This window comes from Variovorax boronicumulans (genome assembly GCF_009811375.1).
GTDB classification, from domain to species: Bacteria; Pseudomonadota; Gammaproteobacteria; order Burkholderiales; family Burkholderiaceae_C; genus Variovorax; species Variovorax boronicumulans.
Window position 1 is genome coordinate 2,137,896 of sequence record NZ_BKDH01000001.1, and the last position, 23,887, is coordinate 2,161,782.

The following is a 23,887-nucleotide window of genomic DNA, read 5'->3' on the forward strand; positions in this document are numbered from 1 at the left end:
TTTCGCCGCCCTCAGCGGCCGAAGAGGTACCAGCCGATCACGATCACGACGGCCACCACGATCATTCCGAAGTTGCGCCAGCTGGCTTGCTGGCTGCGCGCGAACTCTTTGAGCATGTCGGCCGTCTCCTGCTCGTCGGCGGCGACGATCGCCTGGGCTTCGTCGAGGATGCGCCGATGGTCGGCTGCCGTCGCAAAGGCCGGCTCGGCGGCAACACGGGCGCGGAGCGCTTCGAACGGTTCCGTGTCGAGCAGGCCATCGGTCACCAGCCAGCCCAGTGTGGGGCCCAGGGCGGCGGGCGCGCCGGTCAGAGGCGCGGCACGCAGCGCCAGGTCGCGGGTCTCGGTGTCGATCAGTCCTTCGTTGAACAGCGCGGCCACGGCCTCGTGCGTGATGCCGGTCTTGCCGAGGTCCAGCAGGTCGTCCGCGTCGTAGGCGATGTCTTCCGCTTCGGTGAACGCGGCGACGGCCGGCGAGGCGGCTTCGAGGCGTTCCACAGCCGCATCCAGTTCTTCCTCGGCGATCAGATTCTTGAGGCGCATCCAGGCCAGCGCATGCGCGGGGCCGGGAATCGGTGGCAGGGCGGCGGCCTCGGGGTGTGCGAGCGCGGCATCGTGCTGCGCGTCGGTGATGAGGCCATGGGACACAAGCGCGTGGAAGGCATCCGGGGTGGTGTCGGCAAAAGTCATCGGGCCATTCTGCCGTGCACCATGAAAAAAGCCCCGGCGGATGCCGAGGCTTTCGTGGGTGGCGGCGCCGGTCAGGCCGACGCCATCACATCAGCGGCATCAGGGACGGGCAACCTTCCAGGCACCGTTGGCCACGCCGTCACCGGTCTTGTCGCCGGCCTTGGTGTCCTTGGCCCAGTAGTACAGCGGCCAGCCCTTGTAGGCCCACTGCTTCTTGCCGTCTTCACGCACGATGATGGTGTAGCCGCCCATGGGCTTGGCGGCGTCGGCCACGGCGAGCGGCGGCCAGTTGGTGGCGCATTGGCCGTTGCAGGCGGAGGTACCGGCATTCGCGGTGTCGCGGGCGAAGGTGTAGAGCGTCATGCCGTTCGGGCCGACCAGCACGCCGTCGGCGGTGCGGGTGGGCGTGTCGGGCGCTCCAGCGGTCTTGGTGGACATGCCGCCGCAGCCGGCGAGCAAAGCCGCTGCGAGGATCGAGGCGCTGAGCAATTTCATGCAGTTTCTCCTTCAGTTGAAAAATCAATCGCGAAAACAAGCCAGGTGAATGCGCGAACCGGCAGTTTATGCCGTCGCTACGATAACTCGCGGTAGGCCAGGGTCGCGAGTCTCAGTAGCGCATCGCGCGGCAGGCGACCGGCCACGGCGTAGCCGAAACCCCGGTCGATCCAGTAGAAGCTCGGCACGGCGCCGTCCGAAGCAAAACGGAAGGCGGTTTCGCGCGAGGCAGCGGCGTCCGCGGCCTGCGCGTCGAGCGTGCCGATGTACAGCGTGATGCGTTCACCCGCCGCGTCCTCAAACATGAACTGGGCGCGCGCGCCGGTTTCGCCGGGCAGCAGGCGTCCGCCGACCAGCGTGTAGCCGAGCGAGGACAGATCGGGCACCTTGAGCGGGTGGTCGAGGCGCTTGGACAGCCACTGCACCAGGTGCTGCTGCTCGGCGGCGGCCACTTCGACGGGGTGCCGTTTCTCGGGGGTGTAGACGACGTGGGCCACCGAGGCGTCGCGCACGAACTCGCGCACGGCCGGTGCGCGTGCCAAGGAGGCACCGGCCGCGCGCGGCGCGCTCGACCACTGGGCATTGCCGAGCCAGCCGGCCGCGAAGGCGACCAGCAGGCCGGCGGCCATGCCGCCCCAGCGCAGCCAGGGGGCCGAGCGACCGGCCTCGGCACGGCGCCGTTCGAGCACGCCCATCAGCGGCGCGGGCACGGGTTCGTCGAGCAGGCCGCCGTGCAGCCGGCGCAAGGCGTCGCGCTGGGCATGCCAGGCCGCCACGCGGGCGGCCACGGCCGGATCGCGCGCCAGCGCATCCTCGACCGCCTCGCGGCGTTCGGGCGGCAACTGGCCGTCGACCCAGGCGTGCAGCTCGTCGTCGGTGGGGGGCAGGGTGGGGCGGTTCATGGCGGGTGCTTCACGTCACTTGAGGCGGCGCAGGCCGGGGCGGCTGGACGCGGCGGCGCCGTCCATCAGCTCCTGCAGGCGAAGGCGGGCGCGCGAGAGGCGCGACATCACGGTGCCGATCGGGATGCCGAGCACCTTCGCCACCTCGGCGTAGGACAGGTCTTCGAGCGTCACCAGCAGCAGCACGGCGCGTTGCTCCTCGGGCAGTTGCATCAGGCAGCGCTGCAGGTCGAGGCCAAGGCCCGGATCGGCGCCACCTTGCAACTGCTCGGGCGCCACGTCGTCCAGCGGCACGAGCGCATGCGGTGGCGGCCGGCGGCGCACCTGGCTGGCGAAGAGGTTGTGCATGACCGTGAAGAGCCAGGCGCGCAGGTCGGTGCCCACCACCCAGAGCCGCCACTTGCCGCAGGCGCGCTCGAGCGTGTCCTGCACCAGGTCGTCGGCTGCCCAGGCATTGCCCGTGAGCGCGCGCGCATAGCGGCGCAGGCTCGGGATGTGCTCGACCAGCAGGCGGGCGTCCATGGGTAGGCCGGGAGCCTGTCCGTCTCAGGGCTTGGCGGTTTTCCAGGTGCCGTTGACGCCGTCGCCGGTCTTGTCGCCCGGCTTGGTGTCCTTCACCCAGTAATACAGCGGCCAGCCCTTGGCGGCCCATTGCTTCTTGCCGTCGTCGCGCGTGACGATGGTGAAGTCGCCGCTCGGCTTGTCGCTGTCGGCCGCCATGAAGGGCGGCCAGTTGGTGGCACAGCCGCCGTTGCAGGCCGACTTGCCGCTGCCGGCCGTGTCCTTGTCGAAGGTGTAGAGCGTCATGCCGTTCGCACCGACCAGCGCGCCATCGGCGGCCTTGGGCTGGGCGAACGCGGGGAGGGCGAGCAGGCTGCCGAGCAGGGCGGCGGCGATGCCGACGGAAGACATGCGAAGAGGCGACATGGAAAGACTCCTGGGTTGATGGCATCGAGGATCGATGACACCGCACAAACGCCCGCAGAGCGCGTTTTATTCCATGCCGCCCAAAAAAAGAAAAATCAGCGGTTGCGGCTCTTCATCGCGCGCTCGACTTCGCGCTTGCCTTCGCGGTCCTTGATGGTGTCGCGCTTGTCGTGCTCGGCCTTGCCCTTGGCGAGCGCGATCTCGCACTTCACCTTGCCGGCCTTCCAGTGCAGGTTCAGCGGCACCAGCGTGTAGCCCTTTTGCTCGACCTTGCCGACGAGGCGCTTGATCTCTTCCTTGTGCAGCAGCAACTTCTTGGTGCGGACCGAATCAGGATTGACGTGCGTCGAGGCGCTCTTGAGCGGGTTGATCTGGCAGCCGACCACGAACAGCTCGCCGTCGCGGATCACCACGTAGCCGTCGGTCAGCTGCACCTTGCCTTCGCGCAGCGACTTGACTTCCCAGCCCTCGAGGACCATGCCGGCCTCGAAGCGTTCTTCGAAGAAATAGTTGTAGGCGGCCTTCTTGTTGTCGGCGATGCGGGAGGAGGTGTCTTGTTTCTTGGTGGCCATGGCTCGAGAAGTTGGGGGCGCATGGCTTCAATACAATCCGTCGCGCACGCTGTGCCGATTCTATGAAAACAGTCCACAAGTCCGTCCTCATCTGGTACAGCGCCGAAGAAATGTACGCGCTCGTCACCGATGTGGCGAAGTACCCGCAGTTCCTGCCCTGGTGCGATAAGTCGCGCGTCATCGAGCAGGACGAAGGCGGCATGACCGCCGAAGTCGGCCTGGCCTTCGCCGGGTTGCACCAGAGTTTCACCACCCGCAACACGCACATCGCGGGCCGCGAGGTGCAACTGAAGCTGGTCGACGGGCCGTTCTCCAACCTCGACGGCACCTGGAAATTCCACCCCGTGGGCGAGCAGGGCGAACGTGCCTGCCGCGTCGAGCTGCAGATGAGCTACGGCTTCAGCAACTTCGCGCTGCAGGCCCTGGTGGGGCCGGTGTTCGACACCATCGCATCCAGCCTGGTCGAAGCCTTCGTCAAGCGCGCCGAACAGGTCTACGGCGAAGGCTGATGGCCGACAGCCGTATCGAGGTCACGCTGAGCTGTTCGCCGGCGGCGCGCGAGGTGTTCGAGCAGGTCCTGCAGCTCGCGCCCGGCACAGTGGTGGCCGAGGCGGTGAAGGCCAGCGAGCTCATGCAGCGCTTTCCCGACCTGGACTGGCGACATGCCATGACGCCGGGTATCTGGGGCCGGGCGGTGGCGTGGGAGCAGCCGTTGAAGGACGGCGACCGCATCGAGCTGTGCCGGCCGCTCACGGTCGATCCGAAGGTGGCGCGCCGTGAACGCTTCCAGCGCCAGGGCGCCCGCGGCACGGGCCTGTTTGCGAACAAGCGCAAGGGCGGCAAGGACGGCTACTGAGCGGCCGTCGCGGGCTTACTTGCAGTCGCTGTCGATGACCGACTGAACCCGCTTCTGCTCGGCTGCGCGCGCAGCGTCGTCCATGATTTCGCGCTCGCCCTTGGCGTTGACCTTGGCGAGGCGGATGCCACTGTCGATCGTGGCCTTGCCTTCGCGTGCGCGGGCGCAGCTCTCGGCCTTGGCCTTGGCGATCTTGGCCGCTTCAGCCGCTTCCTTGGCCTTCTGCTCAGCCTCGGCCTTCTTGGTCTTTTCCTCGAGTTCCTTGTCCACGCCCGTGGGCTTGGGTGGCGGCGCGGCCTTGGGGGCTGCGGCCGTCTCGCTGCTTCCCTCGGGGGCCGGCGTGACCGGGGCGGGCGCACGGGCCGACGGCGAGGGGCCGGCGCGTCGCAGGATGTTCTTTTCGGGGATGTCGGTGGGCGGCGGCTGGTCGCTGAAGACCTTCTTGCCGCTGTTGTCGACCCATTGCCATTGCGCGCTCGCCGAGAGCGGCAGCGCGCACGCGCAACCCAGTACCAGCCAATGCAGGAGATTCATGCGCGGAGTTTAGCTGGGCCTTACTTTTTGCAACATACGGAATAGGCGGTTTTGCAACGGTCAAAAAGAACCCGCGCCGGCGAAGCGGGCGAGGGCCTCGTTACAATCCGTCTTTTGGAGCCTCACCCATGCGCCTTCTCGGCAAAGCGCTCACCTTCGACGACGTGTTGTTGGTGCCAGCATTCTCCCAAGTCCTGCCCAAGGACACGTCTCTCGCCACCAAGTTCTCCCGCAACATCACGCTGAACCTGCCGCTCGTCTCGGCGGCCATGGACACCGTGACCGAAGCCCGCCTCGCGATCGCCATCGCGCAGGAGGGTGGCATCGGCATCGTGCACAAGAACCTCACCGCGCAGCAACAGGCCGCCGAAGTGGCCCGCGTCAAGCGCTACGAGTCGGGCGTGTTGCGCGACCCGGTGGTGATCACGCCGACGCACTCCGTGCGCCAGGTGATGGCACTGTCCGACCAGCTCGGCATCTCGGGTTTCCCGGTGATCGACGGCGGCAAGGTCGTCGGCATCGTCACGGGGCGCGACCTGCGCTTCGAGAACCGCTACGACGTGCCCGTCAGCGAAATCATGACGCAGCGCGACCGGCTCATCACGGTGCCCGACGGCACCACGCTGGCCGAAGCCAAGGCGCTGCTGAACAAGCACAAGCTTGAGCGCCTGCTCGTCATCAACGGCGACTGGGAGCTCAAGGGCCTCATCACCGTCAAGGACATCACCAAGCAGACCAGCTTCCCCAATGCCGCACGCGATGCCAACGGCCGCCTGCGCGTGGGCGCGGCAGTCGGCGTGGGTGACGGCACGGAAGAGCGCGTCGAAGCCCTGGTGAAGGCCGGCGTCGACGCCATCGTGGTCGACACCGCCCACGGTCACAGCGCCGGCGTGATCGAGCGCGTGCGCTGGGTCAAGAAGAACTATCCGCAGGTCGACGTCATCGGCGGCAACATCGCCACCGGCGACGCCGCGCGTGCACTGGCCGACGCCGGCGCCGACGCCGTCAAGGTCGGCATCGGCCCGGGCTCCATCTGCACCACCCGCATCGTGGCCGGCGTGGGCGTGCCGCAGATCATGGCGGTCGACAGCGTCGCCACCGCGCTGCAGGGCACGGGCATTCCGCTGATCTCCGACGGCGGCGTGCGCTACTCGGGCGACATCGCCAAGGCGATTGCCGCCGGCGCGAGCACCGTGATGATGGGCAGCATGTTCGCCGGCACCGAAGAGGCACCGGGCGAAATCGTGCTGTACCAGGGCCGCAGCTACAAGAGCTACCGCGGCATGGGCTCCATCGGTGCGATGCAGCAGGGCAGTGCCGATCGGTACTTCCAGGAATCGACCACCGGCAACCCCAACACCGACAAGCTCGTGCCCGAAGGCATCGAAGGCCGCGTGCCCTACAAGGGCTCGATCGTCTCCATCGTCTACCAGATGGCCGGCGGCGTGCGGGCCAGCATGGGCTACTGCGGCTGCGCGACCATCGAGGACATGCAGAACAAGGCCGAGTTCGTCGAGATCACCACGGCCGGCATCCGTGAGAGCCACGTCCACGACGTGCAGATCACGAAGGAAGCCCCGAACTACCGCGCCGAGTAAGCCCAATCTGGCCAGACATTGAAAGTCAGGCCAGACTCGGCTTAAAATTTGGGCCAGATTCAAATTTTCTGGCCCAAATGCAATCCATCGGCATCGCTGAAGCCAAGAACAACTTCTCGGCCCTGATCGACCTGGTCGAAACGGGCGAGGAGGTTCGCATCACCCGCCACGGCAAGGAAGTCGTGCGCATGCTGCCGGTGCGCCGCAAGCCCGTCATCACCGACGAGCAGATCGCCCGCGAGCTCGGGCAGATCGACGCGCTGCACGCCACCATCCAGCCCGGCCCCACGACCCGCGAACTTCTGAACAAAGGGCGCCAGCCATGACCGCCTTCGTCATGGACGCCTCCGTCACCGCCGCCTGGCTGCTGCCCGACCAGGCCAGCGAACACACCCGCAGGCTCTACGCCGCCATCCGCCGCGACGAGGTCGAGCCGCAGGCGCCCAACGCCTGGCAGTGGGAGTGCGCCAACATCCTCGCCAACGGCGTGCGCAGCGGCCGCATCCCGGCATCGGCCGTCGAGGGCCTGTGGAGCGTGCTCGACGCCATCCGCCACCGCGTGGAGCTGCACGACCTCGCGCCGGCCCAGCACAAGGCTGTGCTCGCCGTGGCCATCGACGTGGGCGTCTCGCTCTACGATGCGGGCTACCTCTGGCTCGCCAAATCGCTCAACCTTCCGCTCGCCACCTTCGACGAGCACCTCATCCAGGCGGCGCCGCACGCGGGCGTCAAGCTGTTCGACATTTCAACGCTCTGAGTCCTTTCGCCATGCAACACGACAAGATCCTCATCCTCGACTTCGGCTCGCAAGTCACCCAGCTCATCGCACGCCGCGTGCGCGAAGCGCACGTGCTCAGCGAAGTGCATCCCTGCGACGTCACCGACGAGTGGGTACGCGAGTACGCGGCCGACGGCCACCTCAAGGGCGTGATCCTCTCGGGCAGCCACGCCAGCGTGTACGAAGAGACCACCGACAAGTGCCCGCAAGCCGTGTTCGACCTCGGCATTCCGGTGCTCGGCATCTGCTACGGCATGCAGACCATGGCGCACCAGCTCGGCGGCAAGGTCGAAGGCGGCCACAAGCGCGAGTTCGGCTTCGCCGCCGTGCGCGCCCATGGCCACACCGCGCTGCTGAAGGACATTGCCGACTTCACCACGCCCGAGGGCTTCGGCATGCTCAACGTGTGGATGAGCCACGGCGACAAGGTCACCGAGCTGCCGCCGGGCTTCAAGCTCATGGCCAGCACCGACAGCTGCCCCATCGCCGGCATGGCCGACGAGGCGCGCCGCTACTACGCGCTGCAGTTCCACCCCGAAGTCACGCACACCGTGCAGGGCAAGGCCATCATCGACCGCTTCGTGCTCGGCATCTGCGAAGCCAAGCCCGACTGGGTCATGCGCGACCACATCGCAGAAGCGGTGGAAAAGATCCGCGAACAGGTGGGCGACGAAGAAGTCATCCTGGGCCTGTCGGGCGGTGTCGATTCGAGCGTGGCCGCCGCGCTCATCCACCGCGCCATCGGCGACCAGCTCACCTGCGTGTTCGTCGACCACGGCCTGCTGCGCCTGAACGAAGGCGACATGGTCATGGAAATGTTCGAAGGCAAGCTGCACGCGAAGGTCATTCGCGTCGATGCCAGCGACCTGTTCCTGGGCAAGCTTGCCGGCGTGAGCGACCCCGAAGCCAAGCGCAAGATCATCGGCGGCGAGTTCGTCACCGTGTTCAAGCAGGAAGCCGCCAAACTCAAGGCCGGCGACGGCGGCCACAAGGGCGCGACCTTCCTGGCGCAGGGCACGATCTACCCCGACGTCATCGAGTCGGGCGGTGCCAAGAGCAAGAAGGCCGTCACCATCAAGAGCCACCACAACGTGGGCGGCTTGCCCGAGCAGCTCGGCCTGAAGCTGCTCGAGCCGCTGCGCGACCTGTTCAAGGACGAAGTGCGCGAACTTGGCGTGGCCCTCGGCTTGCCGCCCGAGATGGTCTACCGCCATCCGTTCCCCGGCCCCGGCCTGGGCGTGCGCATCCTGGGCGAAGTGAAGAAGGAATACGCCGACCTGCTGCGCCGCGCCGACGCGATCTTCATCGAGGAGCTGCGCAACTTCACCGACGCCGAGACTGGCAAGACCTGGTACGACCTCACGAGCCAGGCTTTCACCGTGTTCCTGCCCGTGAAGAGCGTGGGCGTGATGGGCGACGGCCGCACCTACGACTACGTCGTCGCGCTGCGCGCCGTGCAGACCAGCGACTTCATGACCGCCGACTGGGCCGAGTTGCCGTATGCGCTGCTCAAGAAGGTGTCGGGCCGCATCATCAACGAGGTGCGCGGCATCAACCGCGTGACCTACGACGTGTCGAGCAAGCCGCCGGCGACGATCGAGTGGGAGTGATGCCGGGGTATCGCTCACTCTAGAAAAATCTTCGAAAGCTGTTGGGCTAAGAACGCTTGTGTTTTTAGGCCCATCACGAGCAGACGAGATCGTTGGGTGGCATGCGGCGCTGCGCGGCGGGAGACGCGATTGCATTGACTGGTCGCATGCTGCATGCTTTCCAGACGCAGGATTTGGTTTCAAAAAGCTGGCGACGCGCGGTTCTGCGATCTAGTGGTGACGGCGGACTCCTGCGTACAGGTCACCGCTGTTGATGATGCCGTATAGGTCGGGTTTTCCGCCTCACCCTCCTCGCGAGGTACAGGATGAACGGAGGCCATGTATGAATCAACCAAGGCGACATGTCCCATCGGAAATTTCTTCGAGTGAGTCCGGGTGCGATCTTCCCTTCTGGCGCTGGAACGTTGAGGAGGAGGACCCGGTTCATTGCAGCTACTGCGCTGCTCAGATGGATGACCACTATGACCTGGACCTATGGGATGTCGCTTACAAGGATTTCTCGGCCGTCCACGATCTCGAGATTCAGAATCCCTACTTCAATGGCCCTCCTCTAGGGCATCCTCACGTAATCCTTCGGGGGGATATCGTGGAGAGGAAGGTGTGTCTGCATGTCTGTCCTGCTTGCGGCTGGTGGATTGCGGAGGATCGCGCGGTTCTGCCAGCAATGCATTGGCAGCACTGGGCTGTGACGCTGGCTTCAGCCCCCGCCCTGGAAGAGCTGGCGCTCGACGACATCGGCCTGCCCCTGCAACAGGTGCGGCGCTACCTGATGCGAAAGTTCGAGGCGCGTGCGTCAATGCACCCGCGTCTGTTCGAGTTGACCGTGGCCAGCGTTTTCGGCGATCTCGGGTACCAGGCATATGCGACCGCCTATTCGAACGATGGTGGGGTCGACGTGATACTGGAGGATGGTTCAGGCGCCAGGGGCGGAGTTCAAGTCAAGCGGCGCAGGGATGCGGTGGATGTGGAGCAAATCCGGGCCTTTCTAGGGGCCTTGGGGTTGGGCGGCTATACGCGGGGCGTGTATGTATGCGCATCGCGCTTTGGTCGCGGTGCGTGCGAAGCGGCTCAACGTAGCACGCAAGCGGTCATGCCGATCGAGCTCGTTGATGCGAATCGCTTCTTCGACATGCTTGGCTATGCCCAGCTAAAGCACCGGCCGGGACCGGAGGACTGCAATATCACTCGAGCGAGGCCATTGACGTTCCATGGACATGACCACTATCACCTCAACACGCTGTAGAGATTGGGTGTTTCGCTAGGGGCGTAGGTGGCAGGTTGGTACGCCTCTCGATTTATCGATCGCGCCGCGTGCATGGAGCTCATCTGACGTGCACCTAGGCACGCGCTGGCACACCGCTTGCGATCTAATCGCACCTGATGCGGCGGCTCGGAATGCAGCCGCCTTTCGCGCGAAAGGACGCCCGTTGGCCCGCTCCGATCCTCGCAACAGCTCGCGGTATTGGCACGCACCCGGCGTGCCGGGCATGGACATGCTCCATGCCGACTTCACGACGCACGACTACGCCCCGCACGTGCACGACTCCCTCGTGGTCGCGGTCACGGAAGTGGGCGGCTCGGAGTTCAGGAGCCGGGGTCGCACCGACGTGGCCCACACGCAGGCGCTGCTCGTCTTCAACCCCGGGGAGCCGCACTCGGGTCGCATGGCCGGCAGCCCGCGCTGGCGCTACCGGTCGTTCTACCTGGCGGGGCAGGGCATCCAGGGCGTGTTGACGTCGCTGGGCATCGACCAGCCTCGGCACTTCACATCGAACGTCTTTCGCGACCCGGATCTCATCGCACGTTTCCTGGCGCTGCACCGGGCCCTCGACGGCGAACCCGACGCGCTGCTGCATCAGGAACTGCTCGCGCGCAGCTTCGGTGCGCTGTTCGCCGCGCACGGGCAGACCGGACCCCGCGTGCCGGTCGCGCCCTCGGAGGCGCGCGTGCTCGCGCCAGTGCTCGAGCTGATGCGCGAGGGTCATGCCGAACGCCTGACGCTCGAACAAATGGCGCAGGCCGCCGACCTGACGACCTTCCAGCTGATCGGTGCCTTCCACCGCACGCTCGGGCTGACCCCGCACACCTACCTGACGCAGCTGCGCCTGCGGGCCGCGCTGCGGCAGCTCGATGCGGGCCAGCCTGTGGCCGAGGCCGCGTTGGCGTCAGGCTTCTACGACCAGAGCGCGCTGAACAAGCACTTCAAGCGCACCTTCGGCATGACGCCGCTGCAGTACGTGCGCGCCCGGACGAACTGATTGGGTCGCGGGCGCAATTTCAACCAATAGCGTTTCGAGTCGTCCTGCCATGCTGAAACCCATCAGCAAGGCCACCCATGACACGAATCTTCTGCCAGGAACATGCCGACATCCTGCGGCTGGACGCCCAGGTTCTTCAATCGCGGCCCGGTGCCGTGCGGCTGTCGCAGCATCCGTTCTATCCCGGCGGGGGCGGGCAGCTGCCGGACCGCGGCGTCGTCCGCTGGCAGGGCGGCGAGGTGCCCGTCATCGGTTTTTCCGAAGAGGGCGGCCTCGTCTGGGTCCAGCTGCCCGATCGCATCGAGATCACCGGCGACGTCCAGGCCGAGGTCGACCCGGTCTTCCGGCAATGCATGCGCGAACTGCACACCGACCTGCACGTGCTCAACGCGCTGGTCTTCCGTGACTTCGACGGCGCGCTGGTCACGGGCGTGCAGATGAACGACGACGGCACTGCGCGCATCGACTTCGATCTGCCCGGCGGCGACAACGACCGCCTGCGGGCCCTCGAGCCCGAGCTGAACGACGTGATCGCGCAGGACCTCGCGGTGCAGACGCACTACGTGTCGGTCACCGCCGCCCATGGTGAGCAGGGGCTGCTGCGCTCCCGCTCGGTGGCGCCACCGCCTTCGGCCGAGGGGCTGGTCCGCATCGTCGAGATCGCCGGACTCGACCGGCAGGCCTGCGGCGGCACGCACCTCGCGTCCACCGGCGCCTCGCGGCCGGTGCGGATTCTCAAGATCGAGAACAAGGGCCGCTCCAACCGTCGCGTGCGCATCGGGCTGCAGGGGCTCTAGGCATGCGCCGGTCGCTGCTGGCGCTCTGGGCGCATCCGGTGTGGCTGCTGTGGCTGCCGCCGGCCTTCTGGGCCGGCAACCTCGTGCTGGGGCGTGCGCTCGGGCCGGTCTTTCCGCCCGTGTCGCTCGCGGTGGGGCGTTGGGTCGTGGCGCTGGCGGTGCTGGCACCGTTCGTCGGCGCGCAGGCGTGGCGCGAGCGCGGGCTGCTTGCACGGCACTGGCGGCTGATCGCGGCCTGCGGCGCCTTCGGCATCGCCGGCTACAACGCGCTCGGCTACCTGGCCTTGCAGACGGTGCCCGCCACCAGCGTTGCGTTCCTCAACTCGACGCTGCCGCTGATGGTGCCGCTCGCCGCCGTGGTGCTCGGTGTCGAGCGCGTCACGTGGAAGGCCTTGCTCGGCATCGGCATCTCGTTCCTCGGCGTGACCTGGATCGTGGCGCGCGGCGAACTGGCGCACCTGCTGGCGTTGCGGCTGGGCGGCGGCGAGTTGCTGGTGCTGCTGGCCGTGGCCAACTACGCCGTGTACTCGGTGCTGCTGCGGCGCAAGCCGGCCGCGCTCAGTCCGCTGGTGTTCCTGGCCGCAACCATGGCTGCCGGGCTGGTGGTGCTGATGCCGTTCTGGGTGGTTGAGCTCGCACGCGGCGCGCGCATTCCGATCGATGCGGCCTCGGTGGGCGCGGTGCTCTACATCGGTCTCTTCGCGTCGCTGTTCGCCTTCATCCTGTGGAGCCGCTGCGTCGCGACCTTGGGCGCGACGGTGACGGGCGTGTCGTTCCATCTTGTCGCGCTGTTCACGGCGCTGCTGGCATTTCTCGTGCTGCGCGAGCCCGTGCGCGGCTTCCACATCACGGGCATCGCGTTGATCCTGCTCGGCTTCTTCGTCACGACCTTCCAGCCAGCGAGGCGCGCGAAGGTCGCGGTCTGAGCCGATGAACACCGTCGAATTGCTGCGCACCCTGGTCGGATTCGACACGACCTCGCACCGCTCCAACCTCGGCCTCATCCACTGGGTGGCCGATTACCTGGCGGCGCACGGTGTCCAGGCGCGGCTGATCCCCAGCGACGACGGCCAGAAGGCCAACCTGCTGGCGACCCTCGGCCCCGACGTGGCGGGCGGCATCGTGCTGTCCGGCCACACCGACGTGGTGCCGGTCGACGGACAGGCCTGGGATTCGGACCCCTTCACGCTCGTCGACCGCGAGGGCCGCTGGCACGGGCGGGGCTCCGCCGACATGAAGGGCTTCATCGCGGCCTGCCTCGCAGCAGTGCCTTCGTGGCGCGGGCTCGAACTGCGGCGTCCCATTCACCTTGCGCTGTCGTATGACGAAGAGGTCGGTTGTTTCGGCGTGCCGCGTCTGGTCGCTGCGCTGCGTGCCCACGTGCAGGCCCCGGCACTGGCCGTCATCGGAGAGCCGACGCAGATGCGCGTGGGGCTGGCCCACCGCGGCTTCTTCGGCCACCGCATCACCTTCAGCGGGCGGCCGGTCCATTCCGGCGATCCGACCCTGGGCGTGAGCGCGATCGAGCCGGCCGCGCAACTGATCGCTCAACTCGCGCGCTTCGGGCACACGCTGCGCGCGCAAGGCAACCGCACGACATTCAACGTCGGCTGCATCCACGGCGGGACGGCGATCAACATCGTCCCCGGCTGCTGCGAGGTGACGTGGGAGTTCCGGCCGACGGATGCGGCCAGCACGGCAATGGTGAAGGGGGCGTTGGTGAGGCTGCTCGCGGGCGTTTCGCCCGAAGTGGCCGTCGAGATCACGCAGTTGGCCGGCGTGCCGGCGCTCTGCGCACAAAAAGGTGAGGGCGCCGCCGCGCAGACCGCCAGGCGCTGGGGCGCACTGTGGCCTCCGGGCGAGATCCCGTTCGGCACCGAGGCTGGGTTCTTCCAGCAGGCGGGCATCCCGTCGCTGGTGTGCGGGCCCGGCGCGATCGCGCAGGCCCACCAGCCCAACGAGTGGATTGCCGCGAGCGAACTGCGCGCCGCCGACCATTTCCTGACCGGCGTCGGCGCCTGGGCGGCGACCGCTTAGAAGTTCGCCTTCAACCCCACCGTGAACATCCCGCCCTTGGCCTGCTTCGACAGCTTGCCGAAATAGTCGTAGTCGGCCGTGATCGCGAGGTTCTGCGTCATGCGGTACTCGGCGCCGACACCGACCATCAGGCCCGTGCTGGTGCCCGAGAGGCGTTGGTTGGCCGGGGCCCAGTTGTTGTCGCCGGAGATGCGTCCGCGTGCCACGCCCAGGCGCCCGTTGAGGGCGAAGGCGTCGCCCAGCGGCATGCGGGCGGTGGCGGCGGCGTAGAAGACCTGGCCGGTGCCGGTCTGCAGCCGGGAGCCGCGGTAGGCCGAGCTCCATTGGCTCACGCTGCCCAGGCGGGCGTAGCCGGCTTCCACGCCGAAGTGTTCGGTCAGGCGGTAGCCGCCATACAGCTTGTACGACGTGCCGCTCTTGTCGGCCTTCTTGCCGCCCCATGGCACGGGCACGGGGGCGTTTTTCGAGGACGACAGGCTGTAGCTGGAGCGGCCGATGGCGCCGCCGACATACAGCCCGGTGTCCTTGTCGAGACCGGCGGCGAAGGCGCCGACGGAGGCGGTGCCGAGCCAGAGGGCTGCGAGTGCGAGGCGGGCTTGTGTTTTCGTCAAGATGAGATCCTGTTGGTTGATCGATTGATTGAATGAATGCGTGGATGGGCGGCGTGTCGTTGTTCGCCTTGCCGCCACCGTCCGACGATTCTCAAAAACCAAGCTGAAGACGAGCTTCGCGTTTGCTGAAGGCCTCATGAAGGGCCCCTGCCATGGGCGATGATCGACACATGTCAGCTCAGCTTCTTCTTCCCGGAATCGATCCCCCGCCGCGGCCCCTGCCGCGGCCTCGCGGCACCCAGGCCCCTCGCAAGGCGCCGCTGCCGCACTCGCTTTTCTTCGCACTGCTTCCCACCCCGCAAGACGCCGAAACCATCGCCGCGCTCGGCGCACGCATGAACTCCCAACACGCCCTGAAGGGCACAGTGGTGGAGGCGCAGCGCCTGCACGTCACGCTGTTCGACCTCGGCAACCACGACCAGGTGCCCGCCGACAAGGTGGCCCAGGCATCGACCGCCGCCGCCGCGGTGTCCGTGCCGGCGCTCGATGTCGTCTTCGAAAAATCCATGAGCTACGCCAAGGGCGCGCTGGTGCTGTGCGCCGACGACGAGGCCAACGTTGCGGCGTTGCGCGCGTTCAGGCAGCGCCTGGGCGAGGCGCTGGCCGATGTCGGCCTGAAGCCCGCGCGCGCGTTCACGCCGCACATGACCGTCGCCTATGCGCGGCGCAAGCTCGAAAAGCACGCGCTCGAAGCGCCCGCGCGGTGGGCCGCCCACTCACTGGTGCTCATCGACAGCCACGTGGGCGAGGGCGTGCACGAGGTGCTGGGCCGCTGGCCCGCCGAGGTCTAAGCGCCGTCCTGATCCGCAAAGGTATCGAACAGCAGCCCGCGCAGCCACTGGTTGCCCGGGTCGCGGTGCACCTTCGCGTGCCAGAACAGGTTGATCGCGATCTGCGGCAGCGCCACCGGGTGCGGTCGCCACACCAGGCCGAAGGGCTCGGCGATGCTGCGCGCCAGCCGCTCGGGCACGGTCGCGATCATTTCGCTCGACTGCAGGATGTGGCCGATGGCCACGAAGTGCGGCACCTTGAGCCGGATGCGGCGCTGGATGCCCTGCGCCGCCATCACGTCGTCGGCCTTGCCGTGGCCCGTGCCGGCGGCCTGCACCTGCACGTGGTCCGCTGCGCTGAAGTCCTTCAGTGACACGCTGCGCTTGCGCGCCAGCGGGTGCGTGCCCGCGAACAGGCACACATAACGCTGCAGGAACAGCCGGCGCTGGAACACGCCCGACTTGAGCTGCGGCAGCAGGCCGATGGCGATGTCGACATGGCCGGCCTCCAGGTCGTCGCGCAGGTGGGTCGCGGTGTTGTTGCGCAGCGTGCTGATGGTCACGCCCGGCGCGGCGGCCGAGAGCGTTTCCATGAGGCGCGGCGTGAAGTAGATCTCGCCGATGTCGGTCATGGCGAGCGTGAAGCTGCGCGTGCTCGTGGCGGGGTCGAACACCACCTGCTGGTTGAGTGCCGTGTGCAGCGCGCCCATGGCGTAGGCCACCGGCTCGGCCAGCTGCAGCGCGAAGGGCGTGGGCTCCATGCCGCGCGCGGTGCGCAAGAAAAGCTCGTCGCCCAGCAGCTTGCGCAGGCGCGCCAGCGCGTTGCTGATGGCGGGCTGCGACAGGCCCAGCGACTCGGCCACGGCCGACACGCGCTTCTCGGCCAGCATGCGGTCGAACACCAGCAGCAGGTTGAGGTCGATGTCCTTGAGTTGCATGGCGCACCTTTATTCATGCCGGTGATACAGCCGATTCACCAGATTCTATTGGTCAATCGGAAGAGGCCGCGCATCATCCGTGCCCAGAGACAAGCCGGTCCTGCCGCCGGCGCCAGAAAAAGAGAGCCCGACGATGGACCTGCACATTCACCCCCTTGCCCGCACCCTCGAGGTCCGCCCCGGCGCGAACCTGCTCGAGGTGCTGCGCGAGCACCAGGTGCCGGTGTCGTACAGCTGCATGTCGGGACGCTGCGGCACCTGCCGCTGCAAGGTGGTGTCGGGTCAGCTGCTCGACGGCGGCCAGGACGCGATCCGGCCCGACGGGCAGGGCGAGCGCTACGTGCTGGCCTGCCAGAGCACGCTGACCGAAAGCTGCACCATCGAGATTCCCGAGCCCGACGAGGTGGTGGTGCACCCGGCGCGCGTGCTCAAGGCGACGGTCACGGGCATCGACGTGCTCACGCACGACATCCGCCGCCTGCGCCTCAAGCCCAACAAGCCGCTGGCGTTCTCGCCGGGACAGTACGCGCAGCTGCAGTTCGGCCCCGAGTTGGCACGGCCGTACTCGATGGCCGGGCTGAGCCGCGACGCGGAGCTCGAATTCCATGTGCGCCGCGTGCCGGGCGGGCGCGTCACGGCCCACATCTTCGAGCAGCTGCGCGTGGGCGACACGGTGCGCGTGAGCGGCCCGCTGGGCACCGCCTACCTGCGCACCAAGCACCGCGGGCCGATGCTCTGCGCGGCGGGCGGCACGGGGCTCGCGCCCATCCTGTCGATCGTGCGCGGCGCGGTCGCGGCGGGGCTGACGCAGCCGATCCATCTCTACCTCGGCGTGCGTTCCGACGCCGACGTGTACGGCCTGCCCGAACTGCACGAGCTGCAGGCGCAGCACCCCGGCCTGAAGGTGCACGTCGTGGTGGTCGCCGGCCCCGCGCGCGACGGCCAGCGGCTGGGCCTCATCACCGACGCGATCCGCGCCGACCTGCCCGCGAGGCTCGACGGCTGGCGCGCCTACTTGTGCGGCTCGCCGCCGATGGTGGAGGCCGCGAGCCGGCTGGTGCAGGCGCACGGCCTGGCGCCCGAGCAGACGCATGCCGATGCCTTCTACCTGCAAGGCACCTGAAGAACCGAACAAGAGAAAAGGAGACCCGATGACCACGCCAGCCGTCTTCCCCATCGAACTGCACTGGGAGAGCGACAAGACCAGCCGCATTCCCTTCATGGCCTACACCGACGAGGCGCTGCACAAGAAGGAGTTGCAGCGCTTCTTCTACGACAAGCACTGGTGCTATGTCGGCCTGGAGGCCGAGATCCCGAACCCGGGCGACTTCAAGCGCACCGCCATCGGCGAGCGCTCGGTCATCCTGTCGCGCGACGAAGAAGGCGCCATCCACGTGTTCGAGAACGTCTGCGCCCACCGCGGCATGCAGTTCTGCCGCGAGCGCCATGGCAACAAGAAAGAGTTCGTCTGCCCCTACCACCAGTGGAACTACACGCTCAAGGGCGACCTGCAGGGCGTGCCGTTCCGCCGTGGCGTGAAGCAGGATGGCAAGGTGCACGGTGGCATGCCGGCCGATTTCAAGACCGAAGACCACGGCCTGAACAAGCTCAAGGTCGCGTCGCGCGGCGGCGTGGTGTTCGCGTCGTTCGACCACGACATCGAATCGTTCGAAGATTTCCTCGGCCCCGACATCCTCCATTACTTCGACCGCCTGTTCGACGGCCGCAAGCTCACCATCCTGGGCTACAGCCGCCAGCGCATTCCGGGCAACTGGAAGCTCATGCAGGAGAACATCAAGGACCCGTACCACCCGGGCCTGCTGCACACCTGGTTCGTGACCTTCGGGCTCTGGCGCGCCGACAACAAGTCGGAGCTGAAGATGGACGCGCGCGGGCGCCACGCCGCCATGATCTCCACGCGCGGCAGCGCCGGCAAGGCCGCGCAGGTGACGCAGGTGTCGAGCTTCAAGGAAAGCATGCAGCTGAAAGACCCGCGCTTTCTGGACATCGTGCCCGAGCCCTGGTGGGGCGGGCCGACGGCGGTGATGATGACGCTGTTCCCCAGCCTCATCCTGCAGCAGCAGGTCAACAGCGTGTCGACGCGCCACATCCAGCCCGTGGGCCACGACGCCTTCGATTTCGTCTGGACGCATTTCGGCTTCGAGGACGACACGCCCGAGATGACGCAGCGCCGCCTGCGCCAGGCCAACCTGTTCGGGCCGGCGGGCTTCGTGTCGGCCGACGACGGCGAGGTGATCGAGTTCTCGCAGGAAGGCTTCGAGCAGAAGCCCTACCACCGCACGCTGGCCGAACTCGGCGGGCGCGAGGTCGAGAACACCGACCACATGGTGACCGAGACGCTGATCCGCGGCATGTACCGCTACTGGCGTGAAGTGATGGAGGCCGCATGAGCACGCTCGACACCGCCACCTACCTCGACCTGTCGCGCCTGTATGCGGCCTACGCGCACGCCGTCGATTCGGGCGACTGGGACCTGTGGCCCGCGTTCTTCACCGAGCAGTGCAGCTACCGCCTGCAGCCGCGCGAGAACCACGAACGCGGCCTGCCGCTGGCCACGCTCTCGTTCGAAAGCCGGGGCATGCTCGAAGACCGCGTCTACGGCATCAAGGAGACGCTGTTCCACGACCCGTACTACCAGCGCCACGTGGTGGGCCTGCCGATGGTGCACCGCGTCGACGACGACGGCACCATCCACAGCGAGGCCAACTACGCGGTGTTCCGCACCAAGCTCGACGGGCCCTCGACCGTGTTCAATGTCGGGCGCTACATCGACAAGGTCGTGCCCACGCCCGAGGGCTTGAAGTTCGCGTCGCGCCTGTGTGTGTTCGACAGCGAAATGATCCCGAACTCCATCATTTACCCCATCTGAAACGCAGCCATGCCAGAAAAAGAACCAGAGACCCACGGTGCCCCGTTGCGCCGCTTCACCGACCCGGCCTACGTGCCGCTGTGCGCCAACCTCGCTGAAGTGCGAGAGAACATCGACCGGCTCGACCGCCAGATCGTCGCGCTGCTGGCCGAGCGCGGCCGCTACGTGAAGGACGCCGCGCGCTTCAAGCGCGACGCCTTCCAGGTGTCGGCGCCGCAGCGCCAGCAGGAAGTGATCGACAAGGTGAAGGCGCTCGCCGAGAAGGAGGGCGCCTACCCCGAGGTGGTCGAGGCCGCCTACCGCGCGCTCATCGCGGGCTTCATCGCGCGCGAGCAGCAGGACCATCTGGGCATGGTCGACGTGGAGGTGCAGCCATGACGCGCGCACGCCTCTTCGTCGCCTTCACCGCCGTGGCCCTGGCCGCGGCCGCCCATGCGCAGGACTGGCCGCAGCGCCCCGTGCGCATCGTGGTGCCCTTCGCGGCGGGCTCGTCGCCCGACATCCTGGCGCGCATCGTCAACGACAAGCTCGCGGCGCGCATCGGCCAGCCGCTCATCGTCGAGAACAAGCCCGGCGCGGGCGGCAACAGCGGCACCGATTCGGTCTCGAAGGCGCAGCCCGACGGCTACACCTTCCTGCTGTCGGTGAACGCGCCGCTGGTCTACAACACCATCCTCTACAAGAACCTGCCGTACGACCCGTTCAAGGACCTCGTGCCGGTGTCGCTGGCCGCGACCACGCCGAACGTCTGCGCGGTCTCGAATTCGATGGGCGTCGATTCGGTCAAGGGCTGGCTGGCGGCGATGAAGAAGAACCCCGGCAAGTTCAACTTCGCCTCGACCGGCAACGGCTCGATCTCGCACCTGGGCGTGGAGCTCATCAAGGCGAAGACGCAGTCGTTCGCGGTGCACATTCCGTACGCCTCGTCGGGCCAGGCCGTGACGGCCATCGTGCAGGGCGACGTGCAGTACGCCTGCCTGCCGCCGGTCACCGTGATGCCGCAGGCCAAAGCCGGGCGCCTGAAGGCGCTGGCCGTCACCTCGGCCGAGCGTTCGGCATTGCTGCCCGACCTGCCGACGTTGCGTGAGTCGGGCCTGCCCGACATCCAGGCCGTGCCATGGTTCGCCTACATGGCGCCCAAGGGCACGCCGAACGACGTGGTGCAGCGCATGAGCCGCGAGATCGCGTCGGCGCTGAAAGACCCCGACACGGTCAAGCGCCTGCAGACCGCGTACTTCGACCCGGTGGGCAGCACGCCCGAAGGCCTGTCGAAGTTCATGGACGAGGAGCTGCGCCGCTGGAAGCCGGTGATCGACCGCGCCGGCCTCAAGCCCGATTGAGAAAAGGGAGCACACGATGAGCACGATGATCTGGATCGACGCCGCGGCGGTCGACGACGTTCCCGCCGACGACGTGGTCGGCATCGAGGTGCAGGGGCGCGACATCGCGCTGTACGGCACCGACGACGGCATCCACGCCACCGACAACATCTGCACGCACGGCCATGCGCGGCTGTGCGACGGTTTCCTGGAAGGCCACGAGATCGAATGCCCGCTGCACCAGGGCCGCTTCGACGTGCGCAGCGGCAAGGCGATGTGCGCGCCGCTCACCGAAGACCTGCGCATCTACCCGGTGAAGATCGAAGGCGGGCGGGTGTTCCTGGCATTCGAAGGTTGAACTGTTCTGCCTGCGGCCAGCGTGATCTGTATCGGTTCGCACCCGACCGGTTGGCGACAATCGAGGCCCGTTTTCCTGGACTTCCGATGACAGAACCACACAGCCGCGACCAGATCGCCGACCTCATCGCCGCCGAGCTGGGCCACCGCTTCGACGGCGAGATCCTGGCCGGCGGCCACTACGTGCCGCTGGTGCGCGACGGCCGCACCGTTTATCTCAGCGGCCAGGTGCCGCGCGTGGGCACCACGGTGGTCGTCACCGGCCGCGTGGGCGATGCGGTGTCGCTCGACACCGCGCGCGAAGGCGCCCAGATCTGCGCGCTGCGCAGCCTCGCGCTGCTTCGGCGTGCACTCGGTTCGCTCGATGCGGTCGAGAAGGTGCTGCGCGTGGGCGTGTTCGTGCAGTGCACGGCCGACTTCACGCAGCAAAGCGAGGTGGCCGATGCCGCGTCCGACCTGCTGCACCGCGTGTTCGGCGAAGCCGGCGTGCATGTGCGCACGGCGGTCGGCGTCTATGCGCTGCCGAAGAACGCGACAGTCGAGGTCGAGATGACTGTCTCGACGATTGACGCGGCCTGAGCCTGCCGCGTCAGCCGCGTTCGCGGCGCGCGGGTTCGCTGCGGTGCAGGTGCACCGCCAGCGTGTCGCGCGGCGGGCGCACCGCGCATTGCGCCAGCAGCCGGCCGGCTTCGCCCCGGTGGTAGCCGTTGTGCGTCACGACGTGGGCCAGCATTTCTTCGCGCGTCATGCGGCCCTTGTCACCGTCGGTGAACACGAAGGGCAGCGGCTCGGTCAGCTGCGCCGGCGTGAGCGTGTCCAGGTAGGCGAGGTACCAGCGGTCGGACTCGGCCACGGCCGCGCGCAGGTCGGCCAGCGTGGGCGTTTCGGGCGTGTTGTCGTCGGTGAAACCGTGCGGCGTACCCGTGAGGTGGCCCGCGAAGATCCGGTTCACCACATGCGCATGGTTGACCACGCGGATCGCGGCATGCCGGGCGTCGGCGTGCTGCACGGGGTCGAGGCTGGCCATGCGGTCCAGCAGCTCGTCGTTGGCCCACGCGTGGTACTGGAACAGCGTGCGCAGCAGGGGTGGGGCGCTCATGTCGGGTGTCCTTGTCATCGGGGAACCCGGATGTTCGCGGCAGGCGCGTCGCCTGTCCAGCCGCAGCCAGATCAGCGCTCGCCGAGCATCCAGCGCGTGCGGTCGCCGCGCCCCGGCAGGTGCAGCGCGGCGGTGGCCGCGGGCGTCTCGGCCAGCAGCCGGCCCTTGCGGAACACCTTGAGCCGCGTTGCGCGCAGGCGGATGGCCTCGACCGGGTCGCGCGCCTGCAGCAGCACGAAGCTGGCGTCGCAGCCGGCTTCCAGGCCGTAGCCGTCCAGGTGCATCACGCGCGCCGCGCGCGTGGTCACGGCCTCGAAGCACTGGTGGATGCCGGCCTGGCCGGTCATCTGCGCCACGTGCAGGCCCATGTGGGCCACCTCGAGCATGTCGCCCGAGCCCATGCTGTACCACGGGTCCATCACGCAGTCGTGGCCGAAGGCGACGTTCACGCCGGCCGCCAGCAGCTCGGGCACGCGCGTCATGCCGCGGCGCTTGGGGTAGCTGTCATGGCGGCCCTGCAGCGTGATGTTGATGAGCGGATTCGACACCACGCTCACGCCGCTCTCGGCGATCAGCGGCAGCAGCTTGCTCACGTAGTAGTTGTCCATCGAGTGCATCGAGGTGCAGTGCGAGCCCGTCACGCGGCCTTGCAGGCCCAGGCGCAGCGTCTCGGCGGCCAGGGTCTCGATGTGGCGCGAGAGCGGGTCGTCCGACTCGTCGCAGTGCATGTCGACCAGCTTGCCGCGCTCGGCGGCCAGCTCGCACAGCAGCTTCACGCTGGCCGCGCCGTCGGCCATGGTGCGCTCGAAATGCGGAATGCCGCCGACCACGTCCACGCCCTTGTCGAGCGCGCGCGTGAGGTTGTCGACGCCGCCCGGCGAGCGCAGCACGCCGTCTTGTGGAAAGGCCACCAGCTGCAGGTCGATGTAGGGCGCCACCTGGCGCTTCACGTCGAGCAGCGCATCGACCGCGAGCAGGCTGGGGTCGCTGGTGTCCACGTGCGAGCGGATCGCCAGCAGGCCCTTGGCCACGGCCCAGTCGCAGTACGCGAGCGCGCGTTCGATGAGCGCATCGGCCGTGAGCAGCGGCTTGAGCTCGCCCCACAGCGCGATGCCCTCGAGCAGCGTGCCGCTCTGGTTGACGCGCGGCTGGCCGTAGCTCAGCGTGGCGTCCATGTGGAAATGCGGGTCGACGAAATGCGGCGCGAGCAGCAGGCCCTGGGCGTCGAGCGTCTCGTGCGCGGGCGCGGCGAGGCCGGGCGTGACCTCGGCGATGCGGCCGTCCTGCACGGCGACCGACATGCCGGTGCGGCCGTCGGGGAGGGTGGCGTTGGTGATGAGGAGGTCGAGCATCGGTGGGGTGTCTTTTTTCGAAGGGCGCTCAGCGCGTGCGCTGCGCGCGGAAGCGGTATTGCCCTGCGGCCGGCCCGACCTCGATGGTCACGCGGCGCAGCTTGTCGTCGTGGCCCGAGTCGGCCTTGGCCGTCACCACGATGCCGCGCGGCGTGGCGCGGCAGGTGAGTTCGCTCAGGGAGATTTCCGCATGGTCGTTGTCGAGCTCGGCGATGGCGGTCGTGTGCACGGCGTACAGGCTGTAGCTGCGGTCGGCCTCGCCGCGCGCCATCCACTGCACGTAGAGGAACGACTGCGCGAAGGCTTCGGCGTGGATCACGCGGTAGGTGCCGTGGTGGTCGGGGCCCCAGGTGCCGCAGGTCTGCACCCAGGTGACGGCGTCGTGGGTGGCGAAGCGCTCGGGGCCGTAGTCGGCACCCAATGCATGAGCGCCATTGCCGGCCAGGGCGAGCAGCGCGGTGGCCAGCAGGCGACGGAGGCGGGGCCGCGTCATCGGCA

31 protein-coding genes are annotated in these 23,887 nt (G+C 67.8%); 19 read left to right on the forward strand and 12 right to left on the reverse strand.

Annotated elements, in window-relative coordinates; genetic code table 11:
- Positions 1-11: 11 nt before the first annotated feature.
- The 6 genes from VHAB30_RS09710 to smpB all read right to left on the reverse strand — a co-directional run bounded on the left by VHAB30_RS09710 (position 12) and on the right by smpB (position 3,585).
- The gene (locus tag VHAB30_RS09710; RefSeq protein WP_159276890.1) at positions 12-689 is read right to left on the reverse strand and encodes a hypothetical protein; all 678 of its coding nucleotides are present in this window, start codon (positions 687-689) and stop codon (positions 12-14) included.
- Positions 690-788: 99 nt separating this feature from the next.
- Positions 789-1,184 carry a COG4315 family predicted lipoprotein gene (locus VHAB30_RS09715; RefSeq protein WP_062479812.1) on the reverse strand — a complete coding sequence of 132 codons (396 nt, stop codon included), beginning with the start codon at positions 1,182-1,184 and terminating at the stop codon, positions 789-791.
- Between the two features lie 77 nt (positions 1,185-1,261).
- Positions 1,262-2,086 carry an anti-sigma factor family protein gene (locus VHAB30_RS09720; RefSeq protein ID WP_159276892.1) on the reverse strand — a complete coding sequence of 275 codons (825 nt, stop codon included), beginning with the start codon at positions 2,084-2,086 and terminating at the stop codon, positions 1,262-1,264.
- A gap of 15 nt (positions 2,087-2,101) precedes the next feature.
- Positions 2,102-2,608: an RNA polymerase sigma factor gene (locus VHAB30_RS09725; RefSeq protein ID WP_159276894.1), complete on the reverse strand. Its 507-nt coding sequence runs from the start codon at positions 2,606-2,608 to the stop codon at positions 2,102-2,104.
- Positions 2,609-2,632: 24 nt separating this feature from the next.
- Positions 2,633-3,013 carry a COG4315 family predicted lipoprotein gene (locus tag VHAB30_RS09730; RefSeq protein WP_159276896.1) on the reverse strand — a complete coding sequence of 127 codons (381 nt, stop codon included), beginning with the start codon at positions 3,011-3,013 and terminating at the stop codon, positions 2,633-2,635.
- A 95-nt stretch (positions 3,014-3,108) separates the two neighbouring features.
- Positions 3,109-3,585 carry an SsrA-binding protein SmpB gene (gene smpB / locus VHAB30_RS09735; protein ID WP_062477854.1) on the reverse strand — a complete coding sequence of 159 codons (477 nt, stop codon included), beginning with the start codon at positions 3,583-3,585 and terminating at the stop codon, positions 3,109-3,111.
- A gap of 62 nt (positions 3,586-3,647) precedes the next feature.
- On the opposite strand from smpB, the gene VHAB30_RS09740 reads away from it, so the two are divergent.
- Both VHAB30_RS09740 and VHAB30_RS09745 read left to right on the forward strand, forming a co-directional pair.
- Positions 3,648-4,094: a type II toxin-antitoxin system RatA family toxin gene (locus VHAB30_RS09740; RefSeq protein WP_062477851.1), complete on the forward strand. Its 447-nt coding sequence runs from the start codon at positions 3,648-3,650 to the stop codon at positions 4,092-4,094.
- Complete coding sequence (locus VHAB30_RS09745) at positions 4,094-4,441, forward strand: RnfH family protein (protein WP_159276897.1); 348 nt, start codon at positions 4,094-4,096, stop codon at positions 4,439-4,441. Before VHAB30_RS09740 ends, VHAB30_RS09745 begins: the two co-directional genes overlap by 1 nt.
- 15 nt (positions 4,442-4,456) lie before the next feature.
- On the opposite strand, the gene VHAB30_RS09750 is transcribed toward VHAB30_RS09745, so the two are convergent.
- Positions 4,457-4,975 carry a DUF4124 domain-containing protein gene (locus VHAB30_RS09750; RefSeq protein ID WP_095948612.1) on the reverse strand — a complete coding sequence of 173 codons (519 nt, stop codon included), beginning with the start codon at positions 4,973-4,975 and terminating at the stop codon, positions 4,457-4,459.
- A gap of 128 nt (positions 4,976-5,103) precedes the next feature.
- Between VHAB30_RS09750 and guaB the strand changes: the two genes are divergently transcribed.
- From guaB to argE, 9 genes are all read left to right on the forward strand, one after another.
- A complete protein-coding gene (guaB, locus tag VHAB30_RS09755) occupies positions 5,104-6,573 on the forward strand; it encodes an IMP dehydrogenase (RefSeq protein WP_062477841.1) in 1,470 nt (489 codons plus the stop codon).
- Positions 6,574-6,650: 77 nt separating this feature from the next.
- Positions 6,651-6,899, forward strand: coding sequence for a type II toxin-antitoxin system Phd/YefM family antitoxin (locus VHAB30_RS09760; RefSeq protein ID WP_159276899.1), 249 nt, complete (start codon positions 6,651-6,653; stop codon positions 6,897-6,899).
- The gene (locus VHAB30_RS09765; RefSeq protein WP_174250218.1) at positions 6,896-7,330 is read left to right on the forward strand and encodes a type II toxin-antitoxin system VapC family toxin; all 435 of its coding nucleotides are present in this window, start codon (positions 6,896-6,898) and stop codon (positions 7,328-7,330) included. The genes VHAB30_RS09760 and VHAB30_RS09765 overlap by 4 nt, the downstream gene beginning before the upstream one ends.
- Positions 7,331-7,341: 11 nt before the next feature.
- Positions 7,342-8,961 carry a glutamine-hydrolyzing GMP synthase gene (guaA, locus tag VHAB30_RS09770; protein WP_159276901.1) on the forward strand — a complete coding sequence of 540 codons (1,620 nt, stop codon included), beginning with the start codon at positions 7,342-7,344 and terminating at the stop codon, positions 8,959-8,961.
- Positions 8,962-9,409: 448 nt separating this feature from the next.
- Complete coding sequence (locus tag VHAB30_RS09775; protein ID WP_159276902.1) at positions 9,410-10,204, forward strand: restriction endonuclease; 795 nt, start codon at positions 9,410-9,412, stop codon at positions 10,202-10,204.
- Positions 10,205-10,388: 184 nt separating this feature from the next.
- On the forward strand, positions 10,389-11,219 hold the full coding sequence (locus VHAB30_RS09780; RefSeq protein ID WP_308789334.1) for a helix-turn-helix transcriptional regulator: 831 nt from the start codon (positions 10,389-10,391) through the stop codon (positions 11,217-11,219).
- Between the two features lie 77 nt (positions 11,220-11,296).
- Complete coding sequence (locus VHAB30_RS09785) at positions 11,297-12,016, forward strand: alanyl-tRNA editing protein (protein ID WP_159276904.1); 720 nt, start codon at positions 11,297-11,299, stop codon at positions 12,014-12,016.
- Between the two features lie 2 nt (positions 12,017-12,018).
- Entirely contained in the window at positions 12,019-12,942 is a 924-nt protein-coding gene (locus VHAB30_RS09790; RefSeq protein ID WP_159276905.1) for a DMT family transporter, read from the forward strand.
- Between the two features lie 4 nt (positions 12,943-12,946).
- Positions 12,947-14,053, forward strand: coding sequence for an acetylornithine deacetylase (gene argE, locus VHAB30_RS09795; protein ID WP_159276906.1), 1,107 nt, complete (start codon positions 12,947-12,949; stop codon positions 14,051-14,053).
- Here the strand turns inward: argE and VHAB30_RS09800 are convergent.
- Positions 14,050-14,664 carry a porin family protein gene (locus VHAB30_RS09800; protein ID WP_159276907.1) on the reverse strand — a complete coding sequence of 205 codons (615 nt, stop codon included), beginning with the start codon at positions 14,662-14,664 and terminating at the stop codon, positions 14,050-14,052. The two genes, argE and VHAB30_RS09800, sit on opposite strands and share 4 nt — an antisense overlap.
- A gap of 335 nt (positions 14,665-14,999) precedes the next feature.
- Between VHAB30_RS09800 and VHAB30_RS09805 the strand changes: the two genes are divergently transcribed.
- A complete protein-coding gene (locus VHAB30_RS09805; RefSeq protein ID WP_235926535.1) occupies positions 15,000-15,455 on the forward strand; it encodes a 2'-5' RNA ligase family protein in 456 nt (151 codons plus the stop codon).
- Here VHAB30_RS09805 and VHAB30_RS09810 read toward each other — a convergent pair.
- Positions 15,452-16,372 carry a LysR family transcriptional regulator gene (locus VHAB30_RS09810; RefSeq protein ID WP_062477812.1) on the reverse strand — a complete coding sequence of 307 codons (921 nt, stop codon included), beginning with the start codon at positions 16,370-16,372 and terminating at the stop codon, positions 15,452-15,454. The two genes, VHAB30_RS09805 and VHAB30_RS09810, sit on opposite strands and share 4 nt — an antisense overlap.
- A 133-nt stretch (positions 16,373-16,505) precedes the next feature.
- Here VHAB30_RS09810 and VHAB30_RS09815 point away from each other — a divergent pair, with 133 nt between their 5' ends.
- The 7 genes from VHAB30_RS09815 to VHAB30_RS09845 all read left to right on the forward strand — a co-directional run bounded on the left by VHAB30_RS09815 (position 16,506) and on the right by VHAB30_RS09845 (position 21,517).
- Positions 16,506-17,495, forward strand: a complete 990-nt coding sequence (locus tag VHAB30_RS09815) for a 2Fe-2S iron-sulfur cluster-binding protein (protein WP_159276909.1) — start codon at positions 16,506-16,508, stop codon at positions 17,493-17,495.
- 28 nt (positions 17,496-17,523) lie between these two features.
- Positions 17,524-18,783: an aromatic ring-hydroxylating dioxygenase subunit alpha gene (locus VHAB30_RS09820; protein ID WP_159276910.1), complete on the forward strand. Its 1,260-nt coding sequence runs from the start codon at positions 17,524-17,526 to the stop codon at positions 18,781-18,783.
- Positions 18,780-19,262, forward strand: a complete 483-nt coding sequence (locus VHAB30_RS09825; RefSeq protein ID WP_159276911.1) for an aromatic-ring-hydroxylating dioxygenase subunit beta — start codon at positions 18,780-18,782, stop codon at positions 19,260-19,262. The genes VHAB30_RS09820 and VHAB30_RS09825 overlap by 4 nt, the downstream gene beginning before the upstream one ends.
- 9 nt (positions 19,263-19,271) lie before the next feature.
- Positions 19,272-19,640, forward strand: a complete 369-nt coding sequence (locus VHAB30_RS09830) for a chorismate mutase (RefSeq protein WP_095948604.1) — start codon at positions 19,272-19,274, stop codon at positions 19,638-19,640.
- Complete coding sequence (locus tag VHAB30_RS09835) at positions 19,637-20,602, forward strand: Bug family tripartite tricarboxylate transporter substrate binding protein (protein WP_159276912.1); 966 nt, start codon at positions 19,637-19,639, stop codon at positions 20,600-20,602. The genes VHAB30_RS09830 and VHAB30_RS09835 overlap by 4 nt, the downstream gene beginning before the upstream one ends.
- Before the next feature lie 16 nt (positions 20,603-20,618).
- Positions 20,619-20,939, forward strand: a complete 321-nt coding sequence (locus VHAB30_RS09840) for a non-heme iron oxygenase ferredoxin subunit (RefSeq protein WP_159276913.1) — start codon at positions 20,619-20,621, stop codon at positions 20,937-20,939.
- An 86-nt stretch (positions 20,940-21,025) separates the two neighbouring features.
- Positions 21,026-21,517: a RidA family protein gene (locus VHAB30_RS09845; protein WP_095745366.1), complete on the forward strand. Its 492-nt coding sequence runs from the start codon at positions 21,026-21,028 to the stop codon at positions 21,515-21,517.
- Positions 21,518-21,527: 10 nt separating this feature from the next.
- Here the strand turns inward: VHAB30_RS09845 and VHAB30_RS09850 are convergent, their stop codons facing one another.
- The 3 genes from VHAB30_RS09850 to VHAB30_RS09860 all read right to left on the reverse strand — a co-directional run bounded on the left by VHAB30_RS09850 (position 21,528) and on the right by VHAB30_RS09860 (position 23,882).
- Entirely contained in the window at positions 21,528-22,037 is a 510-nt protein-coding gene (locus VHAB30_RS09850; RefSeq protein ID WP_159276914.1) for a DinB family protein, read from the reverse strand.
- A 71-nt stretch (positions 22,038-22,108) separates the two neighbouring features.
- Positions 22,109-23,389, reverse strand: a complete 1,281-nt coding sequence (locus VHAB30_RS09855; protein ID WP_159276915.1) for an amidohydrolase family protein — start codon at positions 23,387-23,389, stop codon at positions 22,109-22,111.
- A 28-nt stretch (positions 23,390-23,417) separates the two neighbouring features.
- Complete coding sequence (locus VHAB30_RS09860; RefSeq protein ID WP_159276916.1) at positions 23,418-23,882, reverse strand: hypothetical protein; 465 nt, start codon at positions 23,880-23,882, stop codon at positions 23,418-23,420.
- Between the last annotated feature and the right edge of the window lie 5 nt (positions 23,883-23,887).

What these genes read in the sequence shown, in the direction of transcription:
- VHAB30_RS09760 (WP_159276899.1), top strand. Translation starts at nt 6,651, where the DNA reads ATGCAATCCATCGGCATCGCTGAAGCCAAGAACAACTTCTCGGCCCTG.
- VHAB30_RS09850 (WP_159276914.1), bottom strand. Translation starts at nt 22,037, where the DNA reads ATGAGCGCCCCACCCCTGCTGCGCACGCTGTTCCAGTACCACGCGTGG.
- VHAB30_RS09775 (WP_159276902.1), top strand. Translation starts at nt 9,410, where the DNA reads ATGGATGACCACTATGACCTGGACCTATGGGATGTCGCTTACAAGGAT.
- VHAB30_RS09730 (WP_159276896.1), bottom strand. Translation starts at nt 3,013, where the DNA reads ATGTCGCCTCTTCGCATGTCTTCCGTCGGCATCGCCGCCGCCCTGCTC.
- VHAB30_RS09815 (WP_159276909.1), top strand. Translation starts at nt 16,506, where the DNA reads ATGGACCTGCACATTCACCCCCTTGCCCGCACCCTCGAGGTCCGCCCC.
- VHAB30_RS09855 (WP_159276915.1), bottom strand. Translation starts at nt 23,389, where the DNA reads ATGCTCGACCTCCTCATCACCAACGCCACCCTCCCCGACGGCCGCACC.
- smpB (WP_062477854.1), bottom strand. Translation starts at nt 3,585, where the DNA reads ATGGCCACCAAGAAACAAGACACCTCCTCCCGCATCGCCGACAACAAG.
- VHAB30_RS09830 (WP_095948604.1), top strand. Translation starts at nt 19,272, where the DNA reads ATGCCAGAAAAAGAACCAGAGACCCACGGTGCCCCGTTGCGCCGCTTC.
- VHAB30_RS09740 (WP_062477851.1), top strand. Translation starts at nt 3,648, where the DNA reads ATGAAAACAGTCCACAAGTCCGTCCTCATCTGGTACAGCGCCGAAGAA.
- VHAB30_RS09845 (WP_095745366.1), top strand. Translation starts at nt 21,026, where the DNA reads ATGACAGAACCACACAGCCGCGACCAGATCGCCGACCTCATCGCCGCC.
- VHAB30_RS09785 (WP_159276904.1), top strand. Translation starts at nt 11,297, where the DNA reads ATGACACGAATCTTCTGCCAGGAACATGCCGACATCCTGCGGCTGGAC.
- VHAB30_RS09820 (WP_159276910.1), top strand. Translation starts at nt 17,524, where the DNA reads ATGACCACGCCAGCCGTCTTCCCCATCGAACTGCACTGGGAGAGCGAC.
- VHAB30_RS09810 (WP_062477812.1), bottom strand. Translation starts at nt 16,372, where the DNA reads ATGCAACTCAAGGACATCGACCTCAACCTGCTGCTGGTGTTCGACCGC.
- VHAB30_RS09790 (WP_159276905.1), top strand. Translation starts at nt 12,019, where the DNA reads ATGCGCCGGTCGCTGCTGGCGCTCTGGGCGCATCCGGTGTGGCTGCTG.
- VHAB30_RS09725 (WP_159276894.1), bottom strand. Translation starts at nt 2,608, where the DNA reads ATGGACGCCCGCCTGCTGGTCGAGCACATCCCGAGCCTGCGCCGCTAT.
- VHAB30_RS09745 (WP_159276897.1), top strand. Translation starts at nt 4,094, where the DNA reads ATGGCCGACAGCCGTATCGAGGTCACGCTGAGCTGTTCGCCGGCGGCG.
- VHAB30_RS09825 (WP_159276911.1), top strand. Translation starts at nt 18,780, where the DNA reads ATGAGCACGCTCGACACCGCCACCTACCTCGACCTGTCGCGCCTGTAT.
- VHAB30_RS09805 (WP_235926535.1), top strand. Translation starts at nt 15,000, where the DNA reads ATGAACTCCCAACACGCCCTGAAGGGCACAGTGGTGGAGGCGCAGCGC.
- VHAB30_RS09835 (WP_159276912.1), top strand. Translation starts at nt 19,637, where the DNA reads ATGACGCGCGCACGCCTCTTCGTCGCCTTCACCGCCGTGGCCCTGGCC.
- guaB (WP_062477841.1), top strand. Translation starts at nt 5,104, where the DNA reads ATGCGCCTTCTCGGCAAAGCGCTCACCTTCGACGACGTGTTGTTGGTG.
- guaA (WP_159276901.1), top strand. Translation starts at nt 7,342, where the DNA reads ATGCAACACGACAAGATCCTCATCCTCGACTTCGGCTCGCAAGTCACC.
- VHAB30_RS09715 (WP_062479812.1), bottom strand. Translation starts at nt 1,184, where the DNA reads ATGAAATTGCTCAGCGCCTCGATCCTCGCAGCGGCTTTGCTCGCCGGC.
- argE (WP_159276906.1), top strand. Translation starts at nt 12,947, where the DNA reads ATGAACACCGTCGAATTGCTGCGCACCCTGGTCGGATTCGACACGACC.
- VHAB30_RS09840 (WP_159276913.1), top strand. Translation starts at nt 20,619, where the DNA reads ATGAGCACGATGATCTGGATCGACGCCGCGGCGGTCGACGACGTTCCC.
- VHAB30_RS09750 (WP_095948612.1), bottom strand. Translation starts at nt 4,975, where the DNA reads ATGAATCTCCTGCATTGGCTGGTACTGGGTTGCGCGTGCGCGCTGCCG.
- VHAB30_RS09860 (WP_159276916.1), bottom strand. Translation starts at nt 23,882, where the DNA reads ATGACGCGGCCCCGCCTCCGTCGCCTGCTGGCCACCGCGCTGCTCGCC.
- VHAB30_RS09710 (WP_159276890.1), bottom strand. Translation starts at nt 689, where the DNA reads ATGACTTTTGCCGACACCACCCCGGATGCCTTCCACGCGCTTGTGTCC.
- VHAB30_RS09720 (WP_159276892.1), bottom strand. Translation starts at nt 2,086, where the DNA reads ATGAACCGCCCCACCCTGCCCCCCACCGACGACGAGCTGCACGCCTGG.
- VHAB30_RS09765 (WP_174250218.1), top strand. Translation starts at nt 6,896, where the DNA reads ATGACCGCCTTCGTCATGGACGCCTCCGTCACCGCCGCCTGGCTGCTG.